This window comes from Collinsella aerofaciens (assembly GCF_015546965.1).
Taxonomy (GTDB): Bacteria; Actinomycetota; Coriobacteriia; order Coriobacteriales; family Coriobacteriaceae; genus Collinsella; species Collinsella aerofaciens_X.
In genome coordinates this window covers 1-18170 of sequence record NZ_JADMUF010000019.1, presented here as the reverse complement: position 1 = coordinate 18170, position 18170 = coordinate 1, and the positions used below count along the sequence as shown (strand labels likewise).

The 18170-nt window shown below is 61.8% G+C and carries 19 protein-coding genes and 2 tRNA genes; all 21 read right to left on the bottom strand.

The annotated features are described in order from the left end of the window. Window positions 1–308: 308 nt before the first annotated feature. Window positions 309–395: transfer RNA gene (locus I1M21_RS09570), tRNA-Leu, on the bottom strand. A 43-nt stretch (window positions 396–438) separates the two neighbouring features. Continuing rightward, a complete protein-coding gene (locus I1M21_RS09565; protein ID WP_195193379.1) occupies window positions 439–1356 on the bottom strand; it encodes a TatD family hydrolase in 918 nt (305 codons plus the stop codon). Further along, the gene (gene rsmA, locus I1M21_RS09560) at window positions 1346–2206 is read right to left on the bottom strand and encodes a 16S rRNA (adenine(1518)-N(6)/adenine(1519)-N(6))-dimethyltransferase RsmA (protein WP_195193378.1); all 861 of its coding nucleotides are present in this window, start codon (window positions 2204–2206) and stop codon (window positions 1346–1348) included. The genes I1M21_RS09565 and rsmA overlap by 11 nt, the downstream gene beginning before the upstream one ends. A 106-nt stretch (window positions 2207–2312) precedes the next feature. After that, the gene (gene metG, locus I1M21_RS09555) at window positions 2313–3914 is read right to left on the bottom strand and encodes a methionine--tRNA ligase (RefSeq protein ID WP_195193377.1); all 1602 of its coding nucleotides are present in this window, start codon (window positions 3912–3914) and stop codon (window positions 2313–2315) included. A 69-nt stretch (window positions 3915–3983) separates the two neighbouring features. Continuing rightward, a complete protein-coding gene (gene rsmI, locus I1M21_RS09550) occupies window positions 3984–4862 on the bottom strand; it encodes a 16S rRNA (cytidine(1402)-2'-O)-methyltransferase (protein ID WP_195193376.1) in 879 nt (292 codons plus the stop codon). Between the two features lie 6 nt (window positions 4863–4868). Beyond that, complete coding sequence (locus I1M21_RS09545; protein WP_195193375.1) at window positions 4869–5930, bottom strand: glycoside hydrolase family 5 protein; 1062 nt, start codon at window positions 5928–5930, stop codon at window positions 4869–4871. Window positions 5931–6417: 487 nt separating this feature from the next. Beyond that, window positions 6418–6490, bottom strand: a tRNA-Phe gene (locus I1M21_RS09540). 123 nt (window positions 6491–6613) lie between these two features. After that, window positions 6614–6901 carry an ATP-binding protein gene (locus tag I1M21_RS09535; RefSeq protein ID WP_199575474.1) on the bottom strand — a complete coding sequence of 96 codons (288 nt, stop codon included), beginning with the start codon at window positions 6899–6901 and terminating at the stop codon, window positions 6614–6616. Window positions 6902–6981: 80 nt separating this feature from the next. Continuing rightward, window positions 6982–7341: a DUF192 domain-containing protein gene (locus tag I1M21_RS09530; protein ID WP_271763380.1), complete on the bottom strand. Its 360-nt coding sequence runs from the start codon at window positions 7339–7341 to the stop codon at window positions 6982–6984. Beyond that, window positions 7338–7814 (bottom strand): TadE/TadG family type IV pilus assembly protein, encoded by a 477-nt coding sequence (locus I1M21_RS09525; RefSeq protein WP_195193373.1) that lies wholly within the window; start codon window positions 7812–7814, stop codon window positions 7338–7340. Before I1M21_RS09525 ends, I1M21_RS09530 begins: the two co-directional genes overlap by 4 nt. After that, window positions 7814–9874 (bottom strand): hypothetical protein, encoded by a 2061-nt coding sequence (locus I1M21_RS09520; protein ID WP_195193372.1) that lies wholly within the window; start codon window positions 9872–9874, stop codon window positions 7814–7816. The genes I1M21_RS09525 and I1M21_RS09520 overlap by 1 nt, the downstream gene beginning before the upstream one ends. 64 nt (window positions 9875–9938) lie before the next feature. Further along, window positions 9939–10475, bottom strand: coding sequence for a TadE/TadG family type IV pilus assembly protein (locus I1M21_RS09515; protein WP_195193371.1), 537 nt, complete (start codon window positions 10473–10475; stop codon window positions 9939–9941). Beyond that, the gene (locus tag I1M21_RS09510; RefSeq protein ID WP_117734711.1) at window positions 10411–10629 is read right to left on the bottom strand and encodes a hypothetical protein; all 219 of its coding nucleotides are present in this window, start codon (window positions 10627–10629) and stop codon (window positions 10411–10413) included. The genes I1M21_RS09515 and I1M21_RS09510 overlap by 65 nt, the downstream gene beginning before the upstream one ends. A gap of 1 nt (window position 10630) precedes the next feature. Then, a complete protein-coding gene (locus I1M21_RS09505; protein ID WP_195193370.1) occupies window positions 10631–11194 on the bottom strand; it encodes a hypothetical protein in 564 nt (187 codons plus the stop codon). Next, window positions 11158–11391 carry a hypothetical protein gene (locus tag I1M21_RS09500; RefSeq protein ID WP_195193369.1) on the bottom strand — a complete coding sequence of 78 codons (234 nt, stop codon included), beginning with the start codon at window positions 11389–11391 and terminating at the stop codon, window positions 11158–11160. The genes I1M21_RS09505 and I1M21_RS09500 overlap by 37 nt, the downstream gene beginning before the upstream one ends. Before the next feature lie 10 nt (window positions 11392–11401). Continuing rightward, window positions 11402–12043 (bottom strand): type II secretion system F family protein, encoded by a 642-nt coding sequence (locus I1M21_RS09495; protein WP_195193368.1) that lies wholly within the window; start codon window positions 12041–12043, stop codon window positions 11402–11404. Next, window positions 12040–12933 (bottom strand): type II secretion system F family protein, encoded by an 894-nt coding sequence (locus tag I1M21_RS09490; protein WP_229025728.1) that lies wholly within the window; start codon window positions 12931–12933, stop codon window positions 12040–12042. The genes I1M21_RS09495 and I1M21_RS09490 overlap by 4 nt, the downstream gene beginning before the upstream one ends. Before the next feature lie 5 nt (window positions 12934–12938). Further along, complete coding sequence (locus I1M21_RS09485; RefSeq protein ID WP_195193366.1) at window positions 12939–14267, bottom strand: TadA family conjugal transfer-associated ATPase; 1329 nt, start codon at window positions 14265–14267, stop codon at window positions 12939–12941. Beyond that, window positions 14264–15913, bottom strand: a complete 1650-nt coding sequence (locus tag I1M21_RS09480) for a nucleotide-binding protein (protein WP_195193365.1) — start codon at window positions 15911–15913, stop codon at window positions 14264–14266. Before I1M21_RS09480 ends, I1M21_RS09485 begins: the two co-directional genes overlap by 4 nt. After that, window positions 15913–16572 (bottom strand): Flp pilus assembly protein CpaB, encoded by a 660-nt coding sequence (cpaB, locus tag I1M21_RS09475; protein WP_271763374.1) that lies wholly within the window; start codon window positions 16570–16572, stop codon window positions 15913–15915. The genes I1M21_RS09480 and cpaB overlap by 1 nt, the downstream gene beginning before the upstream one ends. A gap of 252 nt (window positions 16573–16824) precedes the next feature. Beyond that, a complete protein-coding gene (gene rsgA, locus I1M21_RS09470) occupies window positions 16825–17778 on the bottom strand; it encodes a ribosome small subunit-dependent GTPase A (RefSeq protein WP_195193380.1) in 954 nt (317 codons plus the stop codon). Window positions 17779–18170 lie beyond the last annotated feature (392 nt).

The following is an 18170-nucleotide window of genomic DNA, read 5'->3' as shown; positions in this document are numbered from 1 at the left end:
GCGGTGTCCCCTCCCTTTCAAGAAAGAGAAGAGGCGGGGCATGCCCCGCCTCTTACACCACATCTCTGCGCGCTACCCGAGGTCTATCGAAATTACTTCATTTTGTCTCAAGGTTGAGCCAAATTAGCGTACATCTGTTGCGCAAAATGAGCAAAAATGGCTTCATGAAATGTCTCTATTTTCATGTCAGTACTCATATTTGCCACTTTTTGACCACAGGGACATCTACCGCGCGAAATCGATATGTCAAATCTGCCAAAACGGCCCATAACAAAAAAGCTCCCATTGCTGGGAGCTCTTTCAATCAATGGTGCGGGCGAAAGGACTTGAACCTTCATGGGGTTGCCCCCATACGGACCTGAACCGTACGCGTCTGCCAATTCCGCCACGCCCGCGTGCAGAAATTAGAATAACGGAGCGCCATCGCGAACGCAAGAACTATTTTTGAAAAAGTTTGCAGGCATTTTCCCAAGCGGCTTGCGCGATTGTTTCGGCGTCCTCACCAGTGCGATCAACACGGTCGTTGACCAGCGTGTTTGCCGTAATGGAGATCATTGCGGGCTCGCATTCAAGACCGCGGATGGGCTCCGGAGCCATATACGGGCAATCCGTCTCGAACAAAATTCGATCGAGTGGGGTTGCCGCAAATGCCTCGCGCACGTCGTCGTTGCGCTTAAAGGTGGCCGCACCGCCATAGGCGATATAGCAGCCCAGCTCCACAAAGCGCTCCATCGTGGCGCGGTCCTCGCCAAAGCAGTGCAGCACACAACCGGCCTGGGGCACGCCCACCTCACGAAGCACGTTGTAGGCGTCCACGTGCGAGGTACGCTCCTGGTCCGTGTCCTCGTGACGCAGATGCAGCTCCACCGGCACGTTACGGCACACGGCAAGCTCGAGCTGGCGCGCCATGCAGTCAATCTGCACGTTATGGGGTGCCGGCGCGATATCGTCGTCATAGTCCATGTGGTAGTCCAGGCCGATTTCGCCAATACCGGCGCATAAGGGATCATCGAGTGCGGCAACGACCTGTGCGTGAACGTCGTCGGCATAGTCCGGCGCGCCATACGGATGCACGCCGGCAAGATACTTGATCTGCGGGATATCCTGCATCGGCAGAATCTCGCGCGTCAGCCAGTCGCTATAGTCCGTCACGCTGCGTTTGTCAGCGATGGGGTCGAACATCGTCACCAACAGGTCGACGCCCGCTGCCTTGGCACGCACGAGTGTCTCGGGCACTTCTTTGCCCCAAAACGAAAGCAGATGTGCATGCGTATCGGCAAGTGGGGCCAAGGGCACGGGGCAGGCGACCGTCTTCTTTTTCTTGGTAAACGTCACGCGTGCGGCATTAGGCATCATGGATTAGCTCCTGGGCCAGACGGACAAAGTCAGCAACATCAAGCGTCTCGGCGCGCGTGGTGGGTGCGATACCGCAAGCCTCAAAAGCGGCATCGAGCACGTCCTTGGCAAAACCGTTGGCGCTCATGGAATTGCGGATGGTCTTGCGACGCTGAGCAAATGCAGCATCAATCACGCGGGCCACAAATTCGCGATCGAGCCCCTCGGGCACCACGCCGTCAACACGGTCGATACGCACGACGGCCGAGTCCACGTGCGGCGCCGGCATAAAGCAACGCGGCGGCACCTCAAAGCGACCCGTCACTTGCGCGTACAGGCCGAGTTTTGCCGTGTAGCCGCCATAGGTCTTGTTACCGGGCGTTGCGGCAATGCGATCGGCAACCTCCTTTTGAACCATGACGACAGCGCGCTTAAGCGCGGGCATCGTCTGGAAGAACTGAAGAATGATCGTCGCCGCCACGTTGTAGGGCAGATTCGCGACAAACACCGTCGGCTTACCGCCCGCAACCTGCTCAATCTGCTCCGGGCCCACCTTGAGCGCATCGCCCATGATAAAGCGGAAGTTGGCATAGTCGGCGGCGTGGGCGTCAAGCACCGGCTCGAGCTCGGGATCGGCCTCGATCGACGTAACGCACGCCGCTTCCTGCAGCAACGCAAGTGTCAACGTACCGCAACCCGGACCCACCTCGAGTACGCGCTCGTCACCTGCAAGCTCGGCAAGCTCGCAGATACGCTCGATCACATGATTGTCGATTAGAAAGTTCTGGCCCAGGCGATGCTTGGTCGCAAGGCCAAACTCCTCTAGCAGCTCCCTGGTGGCCGTGGGGTTTGCCAAAGGCGAAGTTGTCATGGTTGCCTCCTTAGCATGATGACGGCGTCTTGAAACAAAAGGGCATGGACCGTGGTGGCCATGCCCTTACAGCTAAACAGCAAATTGCCGATATGGCGCGCAGTCTCTACGCCAGACGCGGGAACAGCGGATCGCCCTTCTCGACGGGCTGACCGCCGGCAAGCAGACCCCAAGTGCAAATGCCCTTGAGGTCGTCGCTCGCGGCCTCGCCCTCACAGGACAGACGGCGCAGGGCCTCGGCAGAAGTCTGGGGCATGAGCGGCATCAGCAGGTGAGCGGCAATGCGGATGGCCTCGAGCAGGTTGTAGATCACAAATGCCAGCTCGTCAGCCTTGGCCTCGTCCTTGGCAAGTGCCCAGGGCTCGGAGTCCTCGATGTAGTGGTTGGCGGCGTGGATGAGCTCCATGACCTCGTCCTTGGCTCCACCGTAATCGAGCACGTCCATCTTGGCCATGTAGCGGTCGACCAGGCCATCGGCGATCTTTGCCAGCGGGTTATCGAACGCATCGAACGATGCGGGCTTGGCGGGCGCGCAACCGTCAAAATACTTGCCGCTCATGTTGAGCGAACGCGAAATGAGGTTGCCCCAGCTGTTGGCCAGGTCGGCGTTGTAGACCTGCTCCATGCGGTCGAAGCTGATGGCACCGTCGGTGCCGGGGACGACGTCGGTCATAAAGTAGTAGCGATAGCCCTCGACGCCCAGCATGTCGATAACGTCCTGCGGAGCGATGGCGTTGCCGCGGCTCTTGGACATCTTCTCGGCCTTGCCGGTCTCGGCATTGCGCACGGTCAGGAAGCCGTGGGCAAAGACGTGCTCGGGCAGGGCCTCGCCGATGGCCATGAGCATGGCGGGCCAAATGACGCAGTGGAAACGGATGATGTCCTTACCCACGATGTGGAACTGCGCGGGCCAGCGATAGGCCAGCTCGGCACGCGCCTCGTCGGTGTCGACACCGTAGCCGACGGCCGTCATATAGTTGAGCAGAGCATCGAACCACACGTAGGTCACGTGACCCTCGTCAAACGGGACCTGAATGCCCCAGTCAAAGCTCGTACGGCTCACGGAAAGGTCGTTGAGGCCGCCCTCGACAAAGCTGCGAACCTCGTTCATGCGGAACGCAGGCTCGACAAAGTCGGGATGCTCGTCATAGAGCTTAAGCAGCTTGTCCTGGAAGGCGGAAAGCTTAAAGAAGTAGGACTCCTCCTGCACGCGCTCAAGCGGACGGTGGCAGTCGGGGCACAGGTGCTGGCCGACGCTGCCGTACTCCTCGTCGCCCTTCTGGACCTGCGTATCGGTAAAGTAGGTCTCGTCAGGCACGCAATACCAGCCGTCGTAGCTGCCCTTATACAGGTAGCCGGACTCCTTCATGCGCTCCCACAGGTACTGCACGGCATGGTGCTGGCGCGGCTCGGTGGTGCGGATGAAGTCATCATTGGAAATCTCGAGCTTGCTCCAAAGCTCCTTGAAGTGCGGAGCCTGGCTATCGGTCCACTCCTGCGGCGTCATGTTGTGCTTGGCTGCGGCCTCGGCGACCTTCTCGCCGTGCTCGTCCATGCCGGTCAGGAATTTGACGTTATAGCCGGCGGAACGGCGATAGCGAGCCTGAACGTCGGCGATGATGGTGGAATAAGCCGTGCCCAGGTGCGGATCGGCATTGACGTAGTAGATGGGCGTCGTGATAAAGAACGAAGGCTTGCTTTGATCCATGGGGTTTGTCCTCCAGAAAAACGTTGCATACAGAGGATGATTCTAGCGCAAGGGCTGGATATCCTCCATCTATTGCATATCGAGCACCATGGCATAGACATCGCGCTTGCGGCGCGAATACTTCTGAGACAGGCGCTTGGCCACCGCAGAGGCGGGCTCCCCCTCCTCGAGCGCGGCGCGGATATCCGCGCGCAGGGCCTCATCGGGATCCGCTGCCGCGGCGCCAACCGGCACGATACCGGCCTCTTCGTCCTCGCTCGGCGGTGCGATGACCAGCGCAATCTCGCCTTTCACCTCGCCGCGGGCACGTAGCTCCTCGGCAAGCTGGGCAGCGGGCCCGCGCAGGACCTCCTCGTGCAACTTGGTGAGCTCGCGGCAGACGGCAACCTCACGCTGGGGAAAGACCTCCGCCACGGCTTCGAGTGTCGCCACGATGCGATGTGGAGACTCGTAGAAGATGAGCGCGCCGGGCACCACGGCAAGGCGCTGCAAACGGCGCACGCGGTCGCCGTGCTTTCGGCCCAAAAAGCCCTCGAAGAAAAAATGCTCGCAGGGAATGCCGGACGAAACGAGCGCCGTGACGCAAGCAGAGGGCCCGGGAATAACTTCGACGGGCACATCGGCCTCACGCGCCGCCTCAACCAGCGCCTGGCCGGGATCGGACACGCTCGGCATGCCGGCGTCCGAGGCAAAGGCGAGGGTCTCCCCCGCCAGCAGACGGTCGACCAGGCCGGCGGCGCGGCTGGCGATCACATTCTCGTCGCAACGGACAAGCGGCTTGGAAATGCCCAGGTGCATCAGCAGCTTTGACGTCACACGCGTGTCTTCGCAGCAGATGACATCGGCAGCGGCAAAGGCCTCGCCAACGCGCGGGGACAGGTCGCCCAGGTTGCCGATGGGCGTGCCGACCACATAGAGTTTGCCCGTATGGGCGCTGTTTTGCGTCATATCAACCTATTCAATCATGCCGCGCTCGAGCGTACCGAGCGCCGCGCGGGCGTCCCATGCTGCAATGCGCTTCTCGGTCTTCCACGTTTGGAAGAACCAACCGGCAGCCGGCGCAAACGAAGCCAGCTGATTGGCGATAAATACGCGCTCGTAGGCATTGCGGCCCTCGGGCGTAACCGACGAGTTGGCAAAGATCGCCGCGCCCGACCATTCGCCCACCAGCACGGGGAACCCAGTCGAAATCGCTTCTTTAAGCTCGCGCTTGTTACGCGAAATCGCCGTCGTCAGCCCGCGGGGGCTCGTGATGTCGAGCGCATGCTCGTCGCGGTAATGGTACAGGTGAAGGTCCATGTAGACGTTCTTGTACTTGGCGCCGCGCATAAAATGCTTCCACTCGCTGGGATGCCCCGAAGACGAAAAGACGACGATCTTATCCTCGGGCATATACGAACGGACGAGCTCGTAGGCATCGCGATAGAAATTGCGCAGGTAGTGAGCCGGAATGCCATCCGTCATGGCAAAGAGGCTCTTGCGAACGCTCATCTGCGGCGTATCCAGCAGCTCAATGCCCAGCAGGCTCTCGGCCTCGCCGTAACGCTCGGCCAAGCGCTCGAGCACGTCGAGTGCGACATGTCGGCCGTTAGTGGACGAATGCCACTCGGCAACAGCCTCCGGCGTGGCGGGCGAATCGTTGGAATCGCCCTGGCCACCGGGCACAGTCGCCAGGTCAAGCAGCACGCGAATGTTGTACTTGGCAGCCCACTCAATCGCGCGGTCGATGTAATCGACAACCGAGATGTAGGAGGCATCGGACTCCTGTGAGCCAAAGGCATACCAGGGCACCGGCAGGCGCACGGCGTTGAGGCCGATCTGCGCCATGCGACGGAAATCATCCTCGCTCACAAACGTCTCGTAATGACGGCGCATGCGCTCGTTATAGGCGGCGGTGCCCATGGCCTCCTGCAGCTCGGCCGCGTTGGATGCACCGGTCGCCGCATATAGCGACGGGGTCACCCAAGGCTCGGGAATAAACCAGCCAGAGAGATTAACGCCGAGTATCCTCTCCATCACTGCCCCCTTTTGAATCATACGGGCTAAGCCCGCATCGCTCTTGCATGACATATCTATCGATTTGAGTATACCCGCACATGCAGACAGGCGACCGAACGGTCTGTAAAGTGACGCGAAAGTGGGAGGAATATCTGGGAACAGGCGGGCTCGGGATGGTGCGACGAGATGTGCACGCACGTCGGAAGTAAGCGCCGGAAAGCGCATCCCGCTCTGGGTCAAAATAATGGGATGCATTTTCCGCGGAACCCCACAAAAAAAGAAAAAGGACCCCTTTGCAGAGGTCCTAGTCAATTCAAGGTGGCGGGGAAGGGAATCGCGTCCGCGCGCTGCGCGGACGGACCGCTGCGGCGCTTACGCGCCTTGCGAGCTGCGCTGGCAAACGCTTACGCGTTTACTCAGCTCCGCGCCCTCACGGGGTTCGATTCCATGTGGGAACTTCATAAAAGAAAAGGACCCCTTTGCAGAGGTCCTAGTCAATTCAAGGTGGCGGGGAAGGGAATCGAACCCCTGACACGAGGATTTTCAGTCCTCTGCTCTACCAACTGAGCTACCCAGCCATTTGAGGTGTGCCTTGTTTCAAGGCTTGATTAGTATAACCAAGGACGCGTTCCGGTCAACCGAGAATTTTAAAAAAGTTTTTGAGCACAGCCTCGGTTCTATAAATCGGCACGTCAGAGGCATCAGCCGGCAGCAAGAAGTTTTTCACTCAGAGCCGCACGGGCAAACTCACTTGGCGTCATCCCCTCGGCAGCCGCCCGTCGACGAATGGCCTCCTTCATTCCCAGAGGAATCTTGACCGACAGCGTTGCCGTCCCCTCACCTGAGAGCGGGGGCCGTCCATGCACGATCCCGCCAACGGTGTGTTCGCCATCCGGAAACTCTCCGCGCTCGTACGACTCGCACCACGCGTCAATCATTTCATCCGTTACAACCTGACCATTAGCGGCCGTATACGTCTTGCCCATCATCGACCCCCTTTGCCGAACCTGTTCAATCTCCTGCCAAACTTACCCAATTTCGTATGACGGAAGTCAGCTGTCGCCAATTCTTAAGCCGGCACGCGTTGGAGAACAGGGGTCGAAACAATGATTGAAGGACGCTCTAGTACGGCCCAGGCGCCGGGGCAGGAGCACATGCGCCAAGGACAAACGTTTTCGTAGCGCGCGAGGATATTGCCGTCGCGATCGATGAAGGCGATGTCGATGGGATAGGCCATAAAACACGTATGGACCGAAGAGCAGCGTGGAAACGCCATGACGAGCGGCAGGCCGTTGGCGGCAACCGGACGCCGTCCCAGCATGCCGCGCAGGCGCACGACAAACAACTCCGCCACCGCAAACTCGGCCGGCGTCCAACCCAGCCTGTTGAGTGCCCGCGCGTAGGCGATGTAGGACGAGACCGCGGTCACATGACCACCCCCGGACGCCATGGATCGACCGTCACCGCGCGCTCGTGCGACAACGTTGTCGGCGCCCCCAGCGAAACGCCAGCGATGCCGAGAGAAGTTGGCCACGGCTCATAGTGCATGGTGCAGGTGTAGGTCCTAAACGTACCGGATAGGGAGAGCAGGCCACCATCCGATGCCTCCGCGCCTTGTTCGCTCGACACTTCGATCCGCAAGTCATAGCCTTCCATGGCATTCAGAATTTGAGTCTGAACCGTCGCCGAGGCATCGGCAGAGCTTTCGTCGCCCTCCCCCTCCGACGCCACGGCGTGCGCCAACACGATGTCGGGTACCACGCGGTCGAAGCGCGCGACAGCGCTGGCAAAGATCATGACGTTGTACACGATGAGTGCCAGCACCAGCAAAACGGGCGTAACCACTGCCATCTCCACCGTCGCTTGGGCGCGCTCCTCGCGCAGACGCATGCGGATACTCATTACGACCCACCGCCCAGAGCGCCAACCAGCGTGGCGACATCGACGGTAAGTGGGATGGAGCCGCCGCCGGGCAGAGGAATCTCCGCAAGCGTGAACACCGTACCGCTAATGGTGCGTTCGACTTGATATTCCAACGCCTCGCAAAGCGCCTTGGGATCGGTCACGCCCAACGGAATACTTCGCAGCTTGTCTTGCGCTTGAGAGAGAACATCAATGTCAGACCCCGGACTCTTAATGACGTTGGCGGAATCGGTCAGCACCGGCTTTCGCAGGCGCAAGTCGCACGGTTCCAGACCCAACGCCGCCATGGACGCCGAAACGGTATCGCCGAGCCACGATGCGATGGAACCCAACGCGCCGCTGCTCCCCCCTAGGCCTTTAATCATCTCGTCCATAAGTTCGTCGGCCGAACCTTGGATATCACCGTATCCTACGAGCAGCCGTCCCCAAACATCCATGACGCCGTCGAGCACGCCGGCAACGCCGCCCGAGCGTTCCTTCAATGTCGAGAAAAATCGCGAAAGCACGTTGTTTTGCGCCGTCGCGTCATCGGGTGCCAACACCGCGGCAGAGATAGCACCGCGATCGCCAAGCCTGACTGTCGTGTTAAACGAAGAGTTGAGCTCATCGGGGCTCGAGATGGCACCCGAAACCGCAAGGGCAACCACGCCATTTCGCCCGGGCGGGGCGATACGCGGACGCTCGCCCGAAAGCGCTCTAATGGCCTCGTCAAACGCATTACCCGCACGGTCAGCCTCGTCCTCGGTCTGGCGCATGAGCTCGAGCTCTTTGTTGCGGCATTCGACGTAGTCTTCCAGAGCGTCTTTGAATCGATCAAAGTGGTACTCGAAGCCGTTTTCGATAGAAGTCGAAGGAGCCGCAACGGCGCCGAGCGACGAAACGCCAAAATGGCATCTGTTGCATCTGTCCTGCCCGTCATAATCAGCAACCGAGGCCAGCCCGCCTGGCGCCCCCTTCTTATAGTTGGGGCAACTCGTTCCGTAATGCAGATACATCTTGCCATCGATGGCACTGGTTGGCCACGCCGTATCGGAATAGAGTTCCGTCGCTCGCACCTCGTCAGTGTTGCGCGGCAACAGCGGGATATAGGAAGTAACTTCATCTCCGCCCTCGGTTACATATGCACGATTGACCTCTGTACTCGCATAGGTGTAAAACGCCTTGCGCGCCGCCGACTCCGCCTTCATCTCGACGCTTGAGCCCTGAGGCGCCTCGTTTGCAAGGCGCAAGCGGTAATAGGCCTTCGCGCGATCGAGCGCCACTTGCGGCTCCCATGTGACACTCGAGGCATAGTGCGGATTCTCAATATCCGAAAGCTTCGCCAAGCTCTTCGCGCGTTCCCACATGCACGAACAGCTTCCGACTGCGCCTCTGTCCGATCCACCGCAGTCGGCAAGCCAGGCGCGTTCCTTGGCCTTTGACGTTTTCTCGGACGCTTTCTTCAGTTCCTTGGCAGCATAGTCAAGGTCTTTTGAGGTGCTCTCGATGGTATCGGTCGAGATCTCTGACCCTTTGAGCGCGGCGAAGTCCGATTCGGATGTCCTGGGCACGGCAAGCGCCGTACCGGTATAGGTCACACTATCGGTATCCTGCGCCGACACCGCCTGCGTGGCACGCGCGGCGATCAGATATGGCAGAGCCGTCTCGATTTTCTGTAAGCCTTCCGATGCGCTTTTGGCAAACTTGTTGCGCGTTTTAATGATCTCAATCCCGGTGTCGACCATATTGCCGGCAACTGGTTCGGCACCCGGGATGAGGATGGCGACCAGGCCCGTCCCGATCGTGGCAAAACCCGCCAGGCCCAAACTCAAGATGCTCGCATCAACCACCGTGGCAGCCGTGTGATAGGACGACACTACGTTGGCACCCGCCAGCGCGCCGCTATCGGCCGCCACCTGAGTATCCCCGGCACGCGACATGCTCCATATCGCCGCGGTCGACGAAAACAACAACGTGAGCACCACTAGGATGACCACGGCAGAAGAAAGCGTGGTATAGGCGCCGTCTTCGATAAACAGGTCGATACCGGCTCGACCCATAAAGCCGCCTCGCTTGCGATGGCAGCTCGGACGACGCGTCAAAACGCGTCTAGACCAGAAACGCTTAATCCCATGCAGCAATCCACGAATCATAATCTCCCTCCAGCCATTCGGGACGCGATTGATACGAGACATCGACCTTGAGCTCAACGTAGCCGCCCTCGGCGGTACCACCCATAGCCTGCGCAAACGCACCGATCACAGGCAACGGCTTGACCTCGCCGGAAACGGACACGGACGAGACGCCACCCGCACCGGCCCGGCCAAGCTCGATATCCCACGACAACGGCCCGCCGGCATGAAAAATCGAAACGTTGGGCACTGCGGCAAGCCGGCGGCGGGTGAACTCCTTAAGATCGTCGTCCTCCGCCGTCGTCGTGGTCATGAGCCGCGCGGTCTCGGCGGCGGCAGACTCCATGACCGCGCGCGTATAAAGCAGGCACACCGGTTGCAGTGCGAGAAGGATGAGCGTCAGAAACGTCGGCAGCAAAAAAGCGGCCTCGACCGTAGACTGCGCCCGGTCCTCGCGCGCGATATCAATACAACGCGATGTCCTTAGCGCCCGCAGCGGCGTCGATAACCGACGTCGAGGCAACGCCATGGGATGCCGCCCGCTCAACCAGCGCCGCCAAGCGTCCATCGGTGCCAGCACGCCAAAGTCCCGCAATCGCCAGCACGATCGATAGCAGCGCCACCGTGACGATGGCGTATTCGACCGTCGCCTGGGCAGATTCCTCGCGCAGGACGTCATGCATTTCACGATCCCTCCTTTGAGCTTATTGTTTGCGGGACCAGGCGCACCGCGCGCAGACGACACGAAGCATCGCCAGCATCCGCGGCAACCGTCACCATATCGACCCAGCCGCGCCCATCGCGCACAATGGCGCCCCATACGTTGCCCTTAATATCGAGATAGCCGCTCAGGGCGAGCTGGGCCGTTGGCACCTCGCGGTAGGCGCGTAACATATCCGCCGCTGCCTCGGTCATCGGTCGGTCCTCGGACCATGCAAGCCGGACCGCAATCGCGTTGTCCTCAGGCGAATCCGTCGCAGTGCCAGACCGTTTGCCGAGCGTCCGCAGAAAGGTTTGCGCCGTGACAGCGACATCCGAATCGTCCGCATCTCGCATCTCATCTTTTTGAGACGCCACCGCCGAATCTGAACCCGAATCGAAGGCGGCCCCAGGACGCTGCTGCCGCGCGGCGTTAAGCCCCCAAAGCACCGCCGCTATCGCCACGGTCAGGCAAGCAAACACCAGCAGCACCCCGATGGGGCGCTCGCCCTCTACAGGCTGTTGATGCCCTCGCTGATAGCGTTCCATAGATCTTGGACCTTGCCTTTAAATGCAACGATGGCAATAATCGCGATCACCACGAGCACGCCCAGCAAAATGGCGTACTCGGTGGTACCCTGCGCGCTCTCCTCCTGCAACAGTTCCTTGGCATGCTGGCGAGCGCGGATCGCCCGGCAAAAAGCCCAGTTCCAAGCCTTGTCAGCAACTTCGACCATCGTGTTCATGTATTCCTCCCTACATCATCCCGCCTGCTCCCAGCAGCGGGCCCAATATGGACAGAAGCAACGCCGGCAAGATGAGCGTGCCGGTGGGAATCAGCAGCTTGACGGGCGCACGCTCGATCTCACGCTCGACCGCGGCGCGATGAGCCGCACGGATCTCGCGACTTTGAGCGGCCAGCGTCTCGGCAAGTGGGGCACCCAGGGCGAGCGCCTGCCCCACCGTGATGGCAAAGGTCTCGAGCGCTCGCACGTCCAGGTCGCGCGCGGCGGCCAACAACTCGTCCTCACGCGTGCCCACGCCCACCTGCCACGCCATGCAGGCCCGCTCAAGGCGAAGAGCCAGCACTGACCGGCGGTTGGCGCAGAAAATCTCAAGCGCCGCATCAAACGAAAGACCGGCCGAAAGACCCAAGCGCACAACATCGATCATCTCGGACACTTCGCCGAGCGACACTCGCGCCGGGCCGCCCGCTCCAACCGCGCCCTTCACTCGCGCGATCAGGGCATCGACCACCGAACGACCCGCGACAGCGATCAGCACCGCCTCGCGCTTGCAGGCCCCTGCGATCTTGCGTGCATCCGCCCGATCCAAACCCGTCGCGACAAATACACTCAGGGCGCACAGGCAAGCCGCAACTGCAACCGGGACGCTCATAGCTCCACCCTCATAATGCGTCGGATAACCACCAGGGCAACGGCGTTGAGGGCAAGACCCAGCACCATAGCGCCCGCGCCGGCAGGCGTCGCAAGACCGCGACGAAAATCTGCCGAAAGCAGCGCCAACACCGCGCACATGCCCGCCGGCATCGCCGCGACCATATGCGCAGACATGCGAGCCTGCGACGTCTTAACATCCAGGCGGCGCTTGAGCTCAATGCGCTCCCCCACCATGCTCGACGCCTCGGACAGTAAGTCGGCAAGCGGAGCGCCAGTGCGCTGTGACACCTTAAGCGCCAAGGTCACAAGCGAAAGACCGGGGGCGTCGATGCGCACGAGCAAGTCATCGAGCGCGTCGGTCGCCGAGATGCCGCAATCGATCGCCGCCGCCACCCGCAAAAACTCGGTATGTACCGGCTCTTGCGCATGAGCGCCCACAAAGCGCATGCCCTGGGCCAGCGAATGTCCCGAGGCAAGCGACATGGAAAGTGCGGTAAACGCCTCGGGCATGGCCTCTTCTGCATCGTGTTGCTCGCGCCGGCTCTCAAAGCCGTCCCGAGCGGCGCCAACGGCAATCGGAGCAACAAGTCCCAAGGCAAATCCGAGTGGCGATAACGACACCATCGTTAGTAAAACGCAGCAGACACCGCTCGATAGCAGCAGAAACGCCAAACGCCCCGAAGCATCTTCGATCACGAGGCCAAGGCGATGCGCCGGAGCCAGCGATGTCCACGAACGGGCGATCTTTTTCAGCAGATCGTTTTCCACCAGCTCACGCGGCAGCCTCTCTGCCACCGTCTCGAGCGCCTGACGCGCCAGCTCCGCCGGCGGCACCTGCGGCACACGAGGTTCCGCCCCGCACGCCGTCGCAACAGAAAACCCTGCCAAACCCCCTACGACGAGGGGCACAGCGACCTCCATTCGTCCACCTCCTCTTGTGTGAGCGTCCCCGACCGCAGGCCTTCTGCGATAAACGGCGGCTCGCGGTCAAGCGTCCAGATGCGCTCGGCGGCATCGAAAGTCACATAGCGCTCGAGCTCTACGCCGCCCGACGCGGCGCGACGCACCCCCGAATAAGAGGAGACGAAGCGCCTGCCATCGGCGTGGCGCTCGGACATCACGATGCCGTCGAGCGCCATGGCAATCTGCTCCTCGATGAGCTCGCTCGGCAGATCGATGCCATAACGTGCAAGCAACGTCAGACGCACCACGGTCTCCTGTTCTGAACCCGCATGAAGTGTGGTGAGCGAGCCGTCGTGGCCCGTGTTCATGGCCTGCAGCATGTCGCAGCACTCGGCGCCGCGCACCTCGCCCACGACGATGCGGTCGGGGCGCATACGCAGAGCATTGGTCACCAGGTCGCGAATCGTCACCGCACCCTCGCCCTCGATTGACGCCTCACGCGCCTCCAGACGAACAACGTGTGGGTGATGTGCAAACTTGAGCTCGGCGGAATCCTCGATCGTCACGATGCGCTCGCCGGTGGAAATCTCGCACGACAGCGCGTTGAGCAGCGTGGTCTTGCCCGACCCCGTGCCTCCCGCAACCGCCAAATCCTGCCGCAACGACACCGCGCACGACAGCAGCTGCGCATACCAAAGCGGCAGTGACCCCAGCCCCACAAGCTCGTCCAACGAACAGATACGGTCCGAGAACTTACGTATGGTGAGGATTGGCCCGTCGATCGCCACGGGTGGAATCACCGCGTTGACGCGATAACCCGTCTTGAGGCGGGCGTTGACGATGGGGCTACGCTCGTCGATACGACGGCCGAGCGGCGAGATGATGCGATCGATGAGCACACGGATCTGCTCGTCGTCCTCAAACGCGTGCTCGATAGGATACAAAACGCCACTGCGCTCAAAAAAAGCAGAGCGGCAGCCGTTGATCATGATTTCGGTAACGGTGTCGTCCTCGATGAGCGGCTGCAGCGGTCCCAGGCCCACAACGTCATCTAGGATCTCGTCGATGATGGTCTCACGCTCAGGCGTCGCCAAGTCGGTCGACTCTTCCACGTTGAGCGCCGCTTCCACCGCCGGACGTAGCTCAGAGCGGGCAAGGGCCGGGTCGACGTAGGCGCTGATGCGCGCCACCTCGTCGTAGCCCATGCGGTCCATCACCGCACGCTTGGTGCGGCGTTTAGCGGCACGGTGGCGTCCCGCATCAACGGGGGCAGCCGCGGCGACCGCGCCAGCGGCTTTAATCCTCGTCTGCAGACTCATCGCGAATCACCCTCACGCGACCAGGGAAGACGAATGCGTGGGCGCTCGGTGCGGGTCGCGCGGTCGGCGACCATATCGCTCCAGGGACCGACGGCGCAGCCCAGCTCCACGAGCATCTCGCGCGTGGCCTCGCGCACGCTGGTCGCAAAAGCGCTCGTCTGACCCACTGCCTCGTCGGCGCGACCGAATGCCATGAGCGCGACCAAGTCCTGACCGCCATCGGCGATGCGGATCTTGGAGCTCAGTGCGCAGGCGATCTCGAAGCGCATGGCGACGTCCTCGTCGGCACCGCGCGCACCAAACCGGTTGAACACGGCACTCATGCGCGTGCGCGGCACGCCAACACGGCTCGCCAGCTCAATGACGCGCGAAGCGGATGTCGCGGACGATACTGCCGCATCGCCTACGACCAGGCAACGGTCGCTCGCCGCCACCGCGGCGGCCACGGCATCGCCCCAAAAGACCGAGGTGTCGACAAAGACCACGTCGGATTCGTGGCGCAAAACATCGAGCAATAGCTCCACCGGACGTGCCATGAGCTCGGCCTTCTCGGGGGCCGCGACAGGTCCCCAGAGCGTGACGCCCGGGGCGACGCGCATCGATGCGGCCACGATATCCGGCTCGGCAAGCGCGCCCGCCGCCGACGGCTCGATAAGCGTCGCCATATCGTGCGGGGCATCGACACCCAGCAGATCGTATAGGTTTCCAAACATGAGGTCCAAGTCGAGCACAGCGGCACGCAAACCCAACAACGACGCCGCATGCGCCATGGTGGCAACGATCGTCGACTTGCCGCAACCGCCCGAACCCGAAACGGCGCAGACGACCGGTGCCCGACGCGACGGAATCGACGAGTCCGCCGACGGCGCGGGGGCTGGCGGTGCAGGAACCGGCGACACGGACGCGGGCGATAACATCCCCGTCTCCCCCGCCGCGGTCACGCGCTGAGCCCAAGCCGGCATGGCAGGCTGCCCGGGCTGCGGTTCCGGAGCCAAAGACGCAGCGGCACACGGCTCGCCAGCCCCGGCAAAACCCTCGACCTCGTCGAGCTCATCGGCCAGATTTACGCCGTGCACGTATCCCATATCTTCAGCCAGAACGTCATCGCCATACGGTACCGGCCCTCCAGCGTCATCGTATGCAAGGGGGTCCCGGGGGCGCCGACCATGCTCGGCTTCCGCTTTTCCATATTCATCAACACGCGGGCCTCTTGTAGCGCGAGGCGCCCCGGGTTCCCTATCAACAAAAGCATCGGGCTCAATCGTCATGCGCCGATCGGAATCAACCGCTCCCTCACCCGCGCGCCCGTTGCCGCACAAACTGTGCGCAGCGATGACCTCGGTCGCCCCTGCGCGAAACAGCCCTTCGATATCCGACGGGTCGAGCGTCTCGATCAACACGACGACACGACTCACACGGCCCTCGGCCGTCAGGCGCGCAACGGTCTTCCGCACGTCTTCGGTATCGAACAGAGACGCCGCGATGATGGCGGCACCGCGGCGCGACGGAAACGCCCGCGCCATGGATACCAGCCCGTCCAGGTCGCCCACGCGAAGCACCTGCGCGCCCACATCGCGACCCTCGACTTCCTGCTGTAGCAGCCCGTAATCGCCGCACGCGCAGCACGCAAGCCAGATCGCCTTCATCACTCGTCGCCTCCGCTCTTTTTGCCGCGCGCCGTGGCGGGAATCGTCAAGCTGACCGTTCCCTTTCCCGAGGCTCCCAGCAATTCCTTGACATCTTCGGGGTCTGCCGCCAGTGTCACCCACTCGATCTTGCCTTCACGCGTGGTGCCGGCATCTTCGCTGGTATCGATCACGTACGCGCCGCACAAACGATCGGTCACGCCATCTTTTTGCACGTACACGTCCACATAACTGCCCACGCCCGTGGCACCACCGACCGAGTGCTCGGCATCGACCGCCACCGAAACGGCAACCTTGCCTTTAGGCACCTCGAGCTTGTGGCTCTCGGCCTTGGTGTAGACATTGCAAATCACGGCGTTTTTAGGAATGCGCGAGGTCGTCACGTCGCCGCGCACCTGACGCAGCTCGGTCGCCGCATCACGCGGCAACAGACTGGCCAGCCATTCCTGAGTTATGACATTAGTCTCGTCGAGAGTCTCGCCCGCATCGATATCGCGCGCCGCGACGCACACCTCAACGCGGTCGCCGCCGTATTTTGCCAAAGTCTCGGCCTGGACCTGCTCGGCTTGCGAGCGGATCGACGAGCCGTAGACCATGCAGAGCGCCGCGGCAAGCACGCCCGCGACCAGACTGATGGCGATGCGCTTGCTCTTGTTCACGGCCGCTCCTCTCATGGCGGTGCCGGGCAAATGCCCGTACCACCATTGTCTGGGCGACCAGGGCGCAAAGCGGCGCAATCGCGATCTTGGTTTTACGTGTCAAACCAATTGCTGACCAAAAGCTGACCAGCCCGTCAAGCTCGTGGCAAGGTTTTGGTCAGAACGTCGGCAAAACGCATATTTCGAGACGCTTTGGCAGCAAAAAAGCCGCCTCCCAAGCAGTTGGGAGGCGGCTGTCATAGGAAAAATCAATTACAGATGGACATCGGGATCGAGCATTTGGGCACTCACGCGCATGGATGACGCCAGGTTTTGGAACGTCTCCAGACGCAGGCTGTCGATCTGCCCCGCGTCCTCGGCCTTGCGAACGGCACAACCCGGCTCGTGAGTGTGCGTGCAATCGCCAAACCGGCACGCACGCGACGCCTCGACGATCTCGGGGAAGGCACGCGCCAACCCTCGTTCGTGGCCCACAAGCGGCAGGCTGCGCAGGCCCGGAGCATCGGCGATCACGCCGGCGTCGCCCGGCAGTGCCACCATCACGCGCGCAACCGTAGTGTGGCGGCCCTGGTCATCACGCTCGCGCACGCCGCCAGTGGCCAGCGCATCGTGGCCCAGTAGCGCGTTGAGCAGCGTCGACTTGCCGGCGCCCGACTCGCCCAAAATCATGGCACAGCTCCCAGCCGGCACGCAGGCGCGCACCTCGTCCAGGCCGAGGCCCTCGGCAGAAGACGTCACGATCACGCGCACGTCCGGACCCACCAGACGGCGCACGCGGTCCAGATCGCGCTCGAGCTCATCGGCCTCGCAGCGGTCGGCCTTGGTGAGCACCACCACTGGCTCGGCATCGCAATCGAGCGCCAACACCAGTGAGCGCGCCACGCGATCGAGCAGCACCTCGCCGGCGCCGAGCGCCTGCACGATCAGCACGCTGTCAACGTTGGAGCAGAGCACCTGGCGCTCACCGCGGGCACGGCCACGCCAACGCTCAAAGCTCGTTCGGCGCGGCAGTACGCACTCGATCACACCCATGTCGTGCCCGGGAGCACGGCGAACCGCTACGCGGTCGCCCACGGCGGGCAGCAAGACCTCGTCCTCGCCACGCGACTTGGCAAACCCTACGGCATGCTCGGCACGAAACGTGTCCTCGGCAGTCGCCACCAGCGGAAACCCGCGGTCCAGGCGCACCACGGCACCGAGCTGCATCTGCTCGGGCTCCTCGGCCTGTGCACAAAAGTCGTCAAATGCAGCTTGCTGAGCCGCATCGACCGGCAGGTCATCGAACGCCGGAACATCCTGCAGCGCGTCAAGCCCCGGTACACTCGCCAGCAACTCCTCAGCAGATGCAGGGGCTTCGGTCGCGAGCTTCCGACGACGATCGCGCTTAGCCCGCGCCCCCGTCGTCTTTTTCTTCGCCTTAGCCTTAGCCTTGCCCACAAACGCCTCCCAGCACCATAAATCACAACTGAGCAGGTATTTTAAATCAAAAAGAGCTGGCCGGGCAAAGCCCTAAAATCAGAACCACCCTTAAAAAGGGTGGTTTGCTCTTAGGGTATAACCCACGGGCCCCGGGCTCGCGTCTAAAGGCGCGGGCCCGG

Bases quoted from the DNA above. Each gene is read 5' to 3' on its own strand.
- I1M21_RS09565 (WP_195193379.1), bottom strand. From the start codon at position 1,356: ATGATGCCTAATGCCGCACGCGTGACGTTTACCAAGAAAAAGAAGACG.
- rsmA (WP_195193378.1), bottom strand. From the start codon at position 2,206: ATGACAACTTCGCCTTTGGCAAACCCCACGGCCACCAGGGAGCTGCTA.
- metG (WP_195193377.1), bottom strand. From the start codon at position 3,914: ATGGATCAAAGCAAGCCTTCGTTCTTTATCACGACGCCCATCTACTAC.
- rsmI (WP_195193376.1), bottom strand. From the start codon at position 4,862: ATGACGCAAAACAGCGCCCATACGGGCAAACTCTATGTGGTCGGCACG.
- I1M21_RS09545 (WP_195193375.1), bottom strand. From the start codon at position 5,930: ATGGAGAGGATACTCGGCGTTAATCTCTCTGGCTGGTTTATTCCCGAG.
- I1M21_RS09535 (WP_199575474.1), bottom strand. From the start codon at position 6,901: ATGATGGGCAAGACGTATACGGCCGCTAATGGTCAGGTTGTAACGGAT.
- I1M21_RS09525 (WP_195193373.1), bottom strand. From the start codon at position 7,814: ATGAGTATCCGCATGCGTCTGCGCGAGGAGCGCGCCCAAGCGACGGTG.
- I1M21_RS09520 (WP_195193372.1), bottom strand. From the start codon at position 9,874: ATGGGTCGAGCCGGTATCGACCTGTTTATCGAAGACGGCGCCTATACC.
- I1M21_RS09515 (WP_195193371.1), bottom strand. From the start codon at position 10,475: ATGGCGTTGCCTCGACGTCGGTTATCGACGCCGCTGCGGGCGCTAAGG.
- I1M21_RS09510 (WP_117734711.1), bottom strand. From the start codon at position 10,629: ATGCATGACGTCCTGCGCGAGGAATCTGCCCAGGCGACGGTCGAATAC.
- I1M21_RS09505 (WP_195193370.1), bottom strand. From the start codon at position 11,194: ATGGAACGCTATCAGCGAGGGCATCAACAGCCTGTAGAGGGCGAGCGC.
- I1M21_RS09500 (WP_195193369.1), bottom strand. From the start codon at position 11,391: ATGAACACGATGGTCGAAGTTGCTGACAAGGCTTGGAACTGGGCTTTT.
- I1M21_RS09495 (WP_195193368.1), bottom strand. From the start codon at position 12,043: ATGAGCGTCCCGGTTGCAGTTGCGGCTTGCCTGTGCGCCCTGAGTGTA.
- I1M21_RS09485 (WP_195193366.1), bottom strand. From the start codon at position 14,267: ATGAGTCTGCAGACGAGGATTAAAGCCGCTGGCGCGGTCGCCGCGGCT.
- I1M21_RS09480 (WP_195193365.1), bottom strand. From the start codon at position 15,913: ATGAAGGCGATCTGGCTTGCGTGCTGCGCGTGCGGCGATTACGGGCTG.
- rsgA (WP_195193380.1), bottom strand. From the start codon at position 17,778: ATGCAGCTCGGTGCCGTGGTGCGCCTGGACCGCGGGTTTCCGCTGGTG.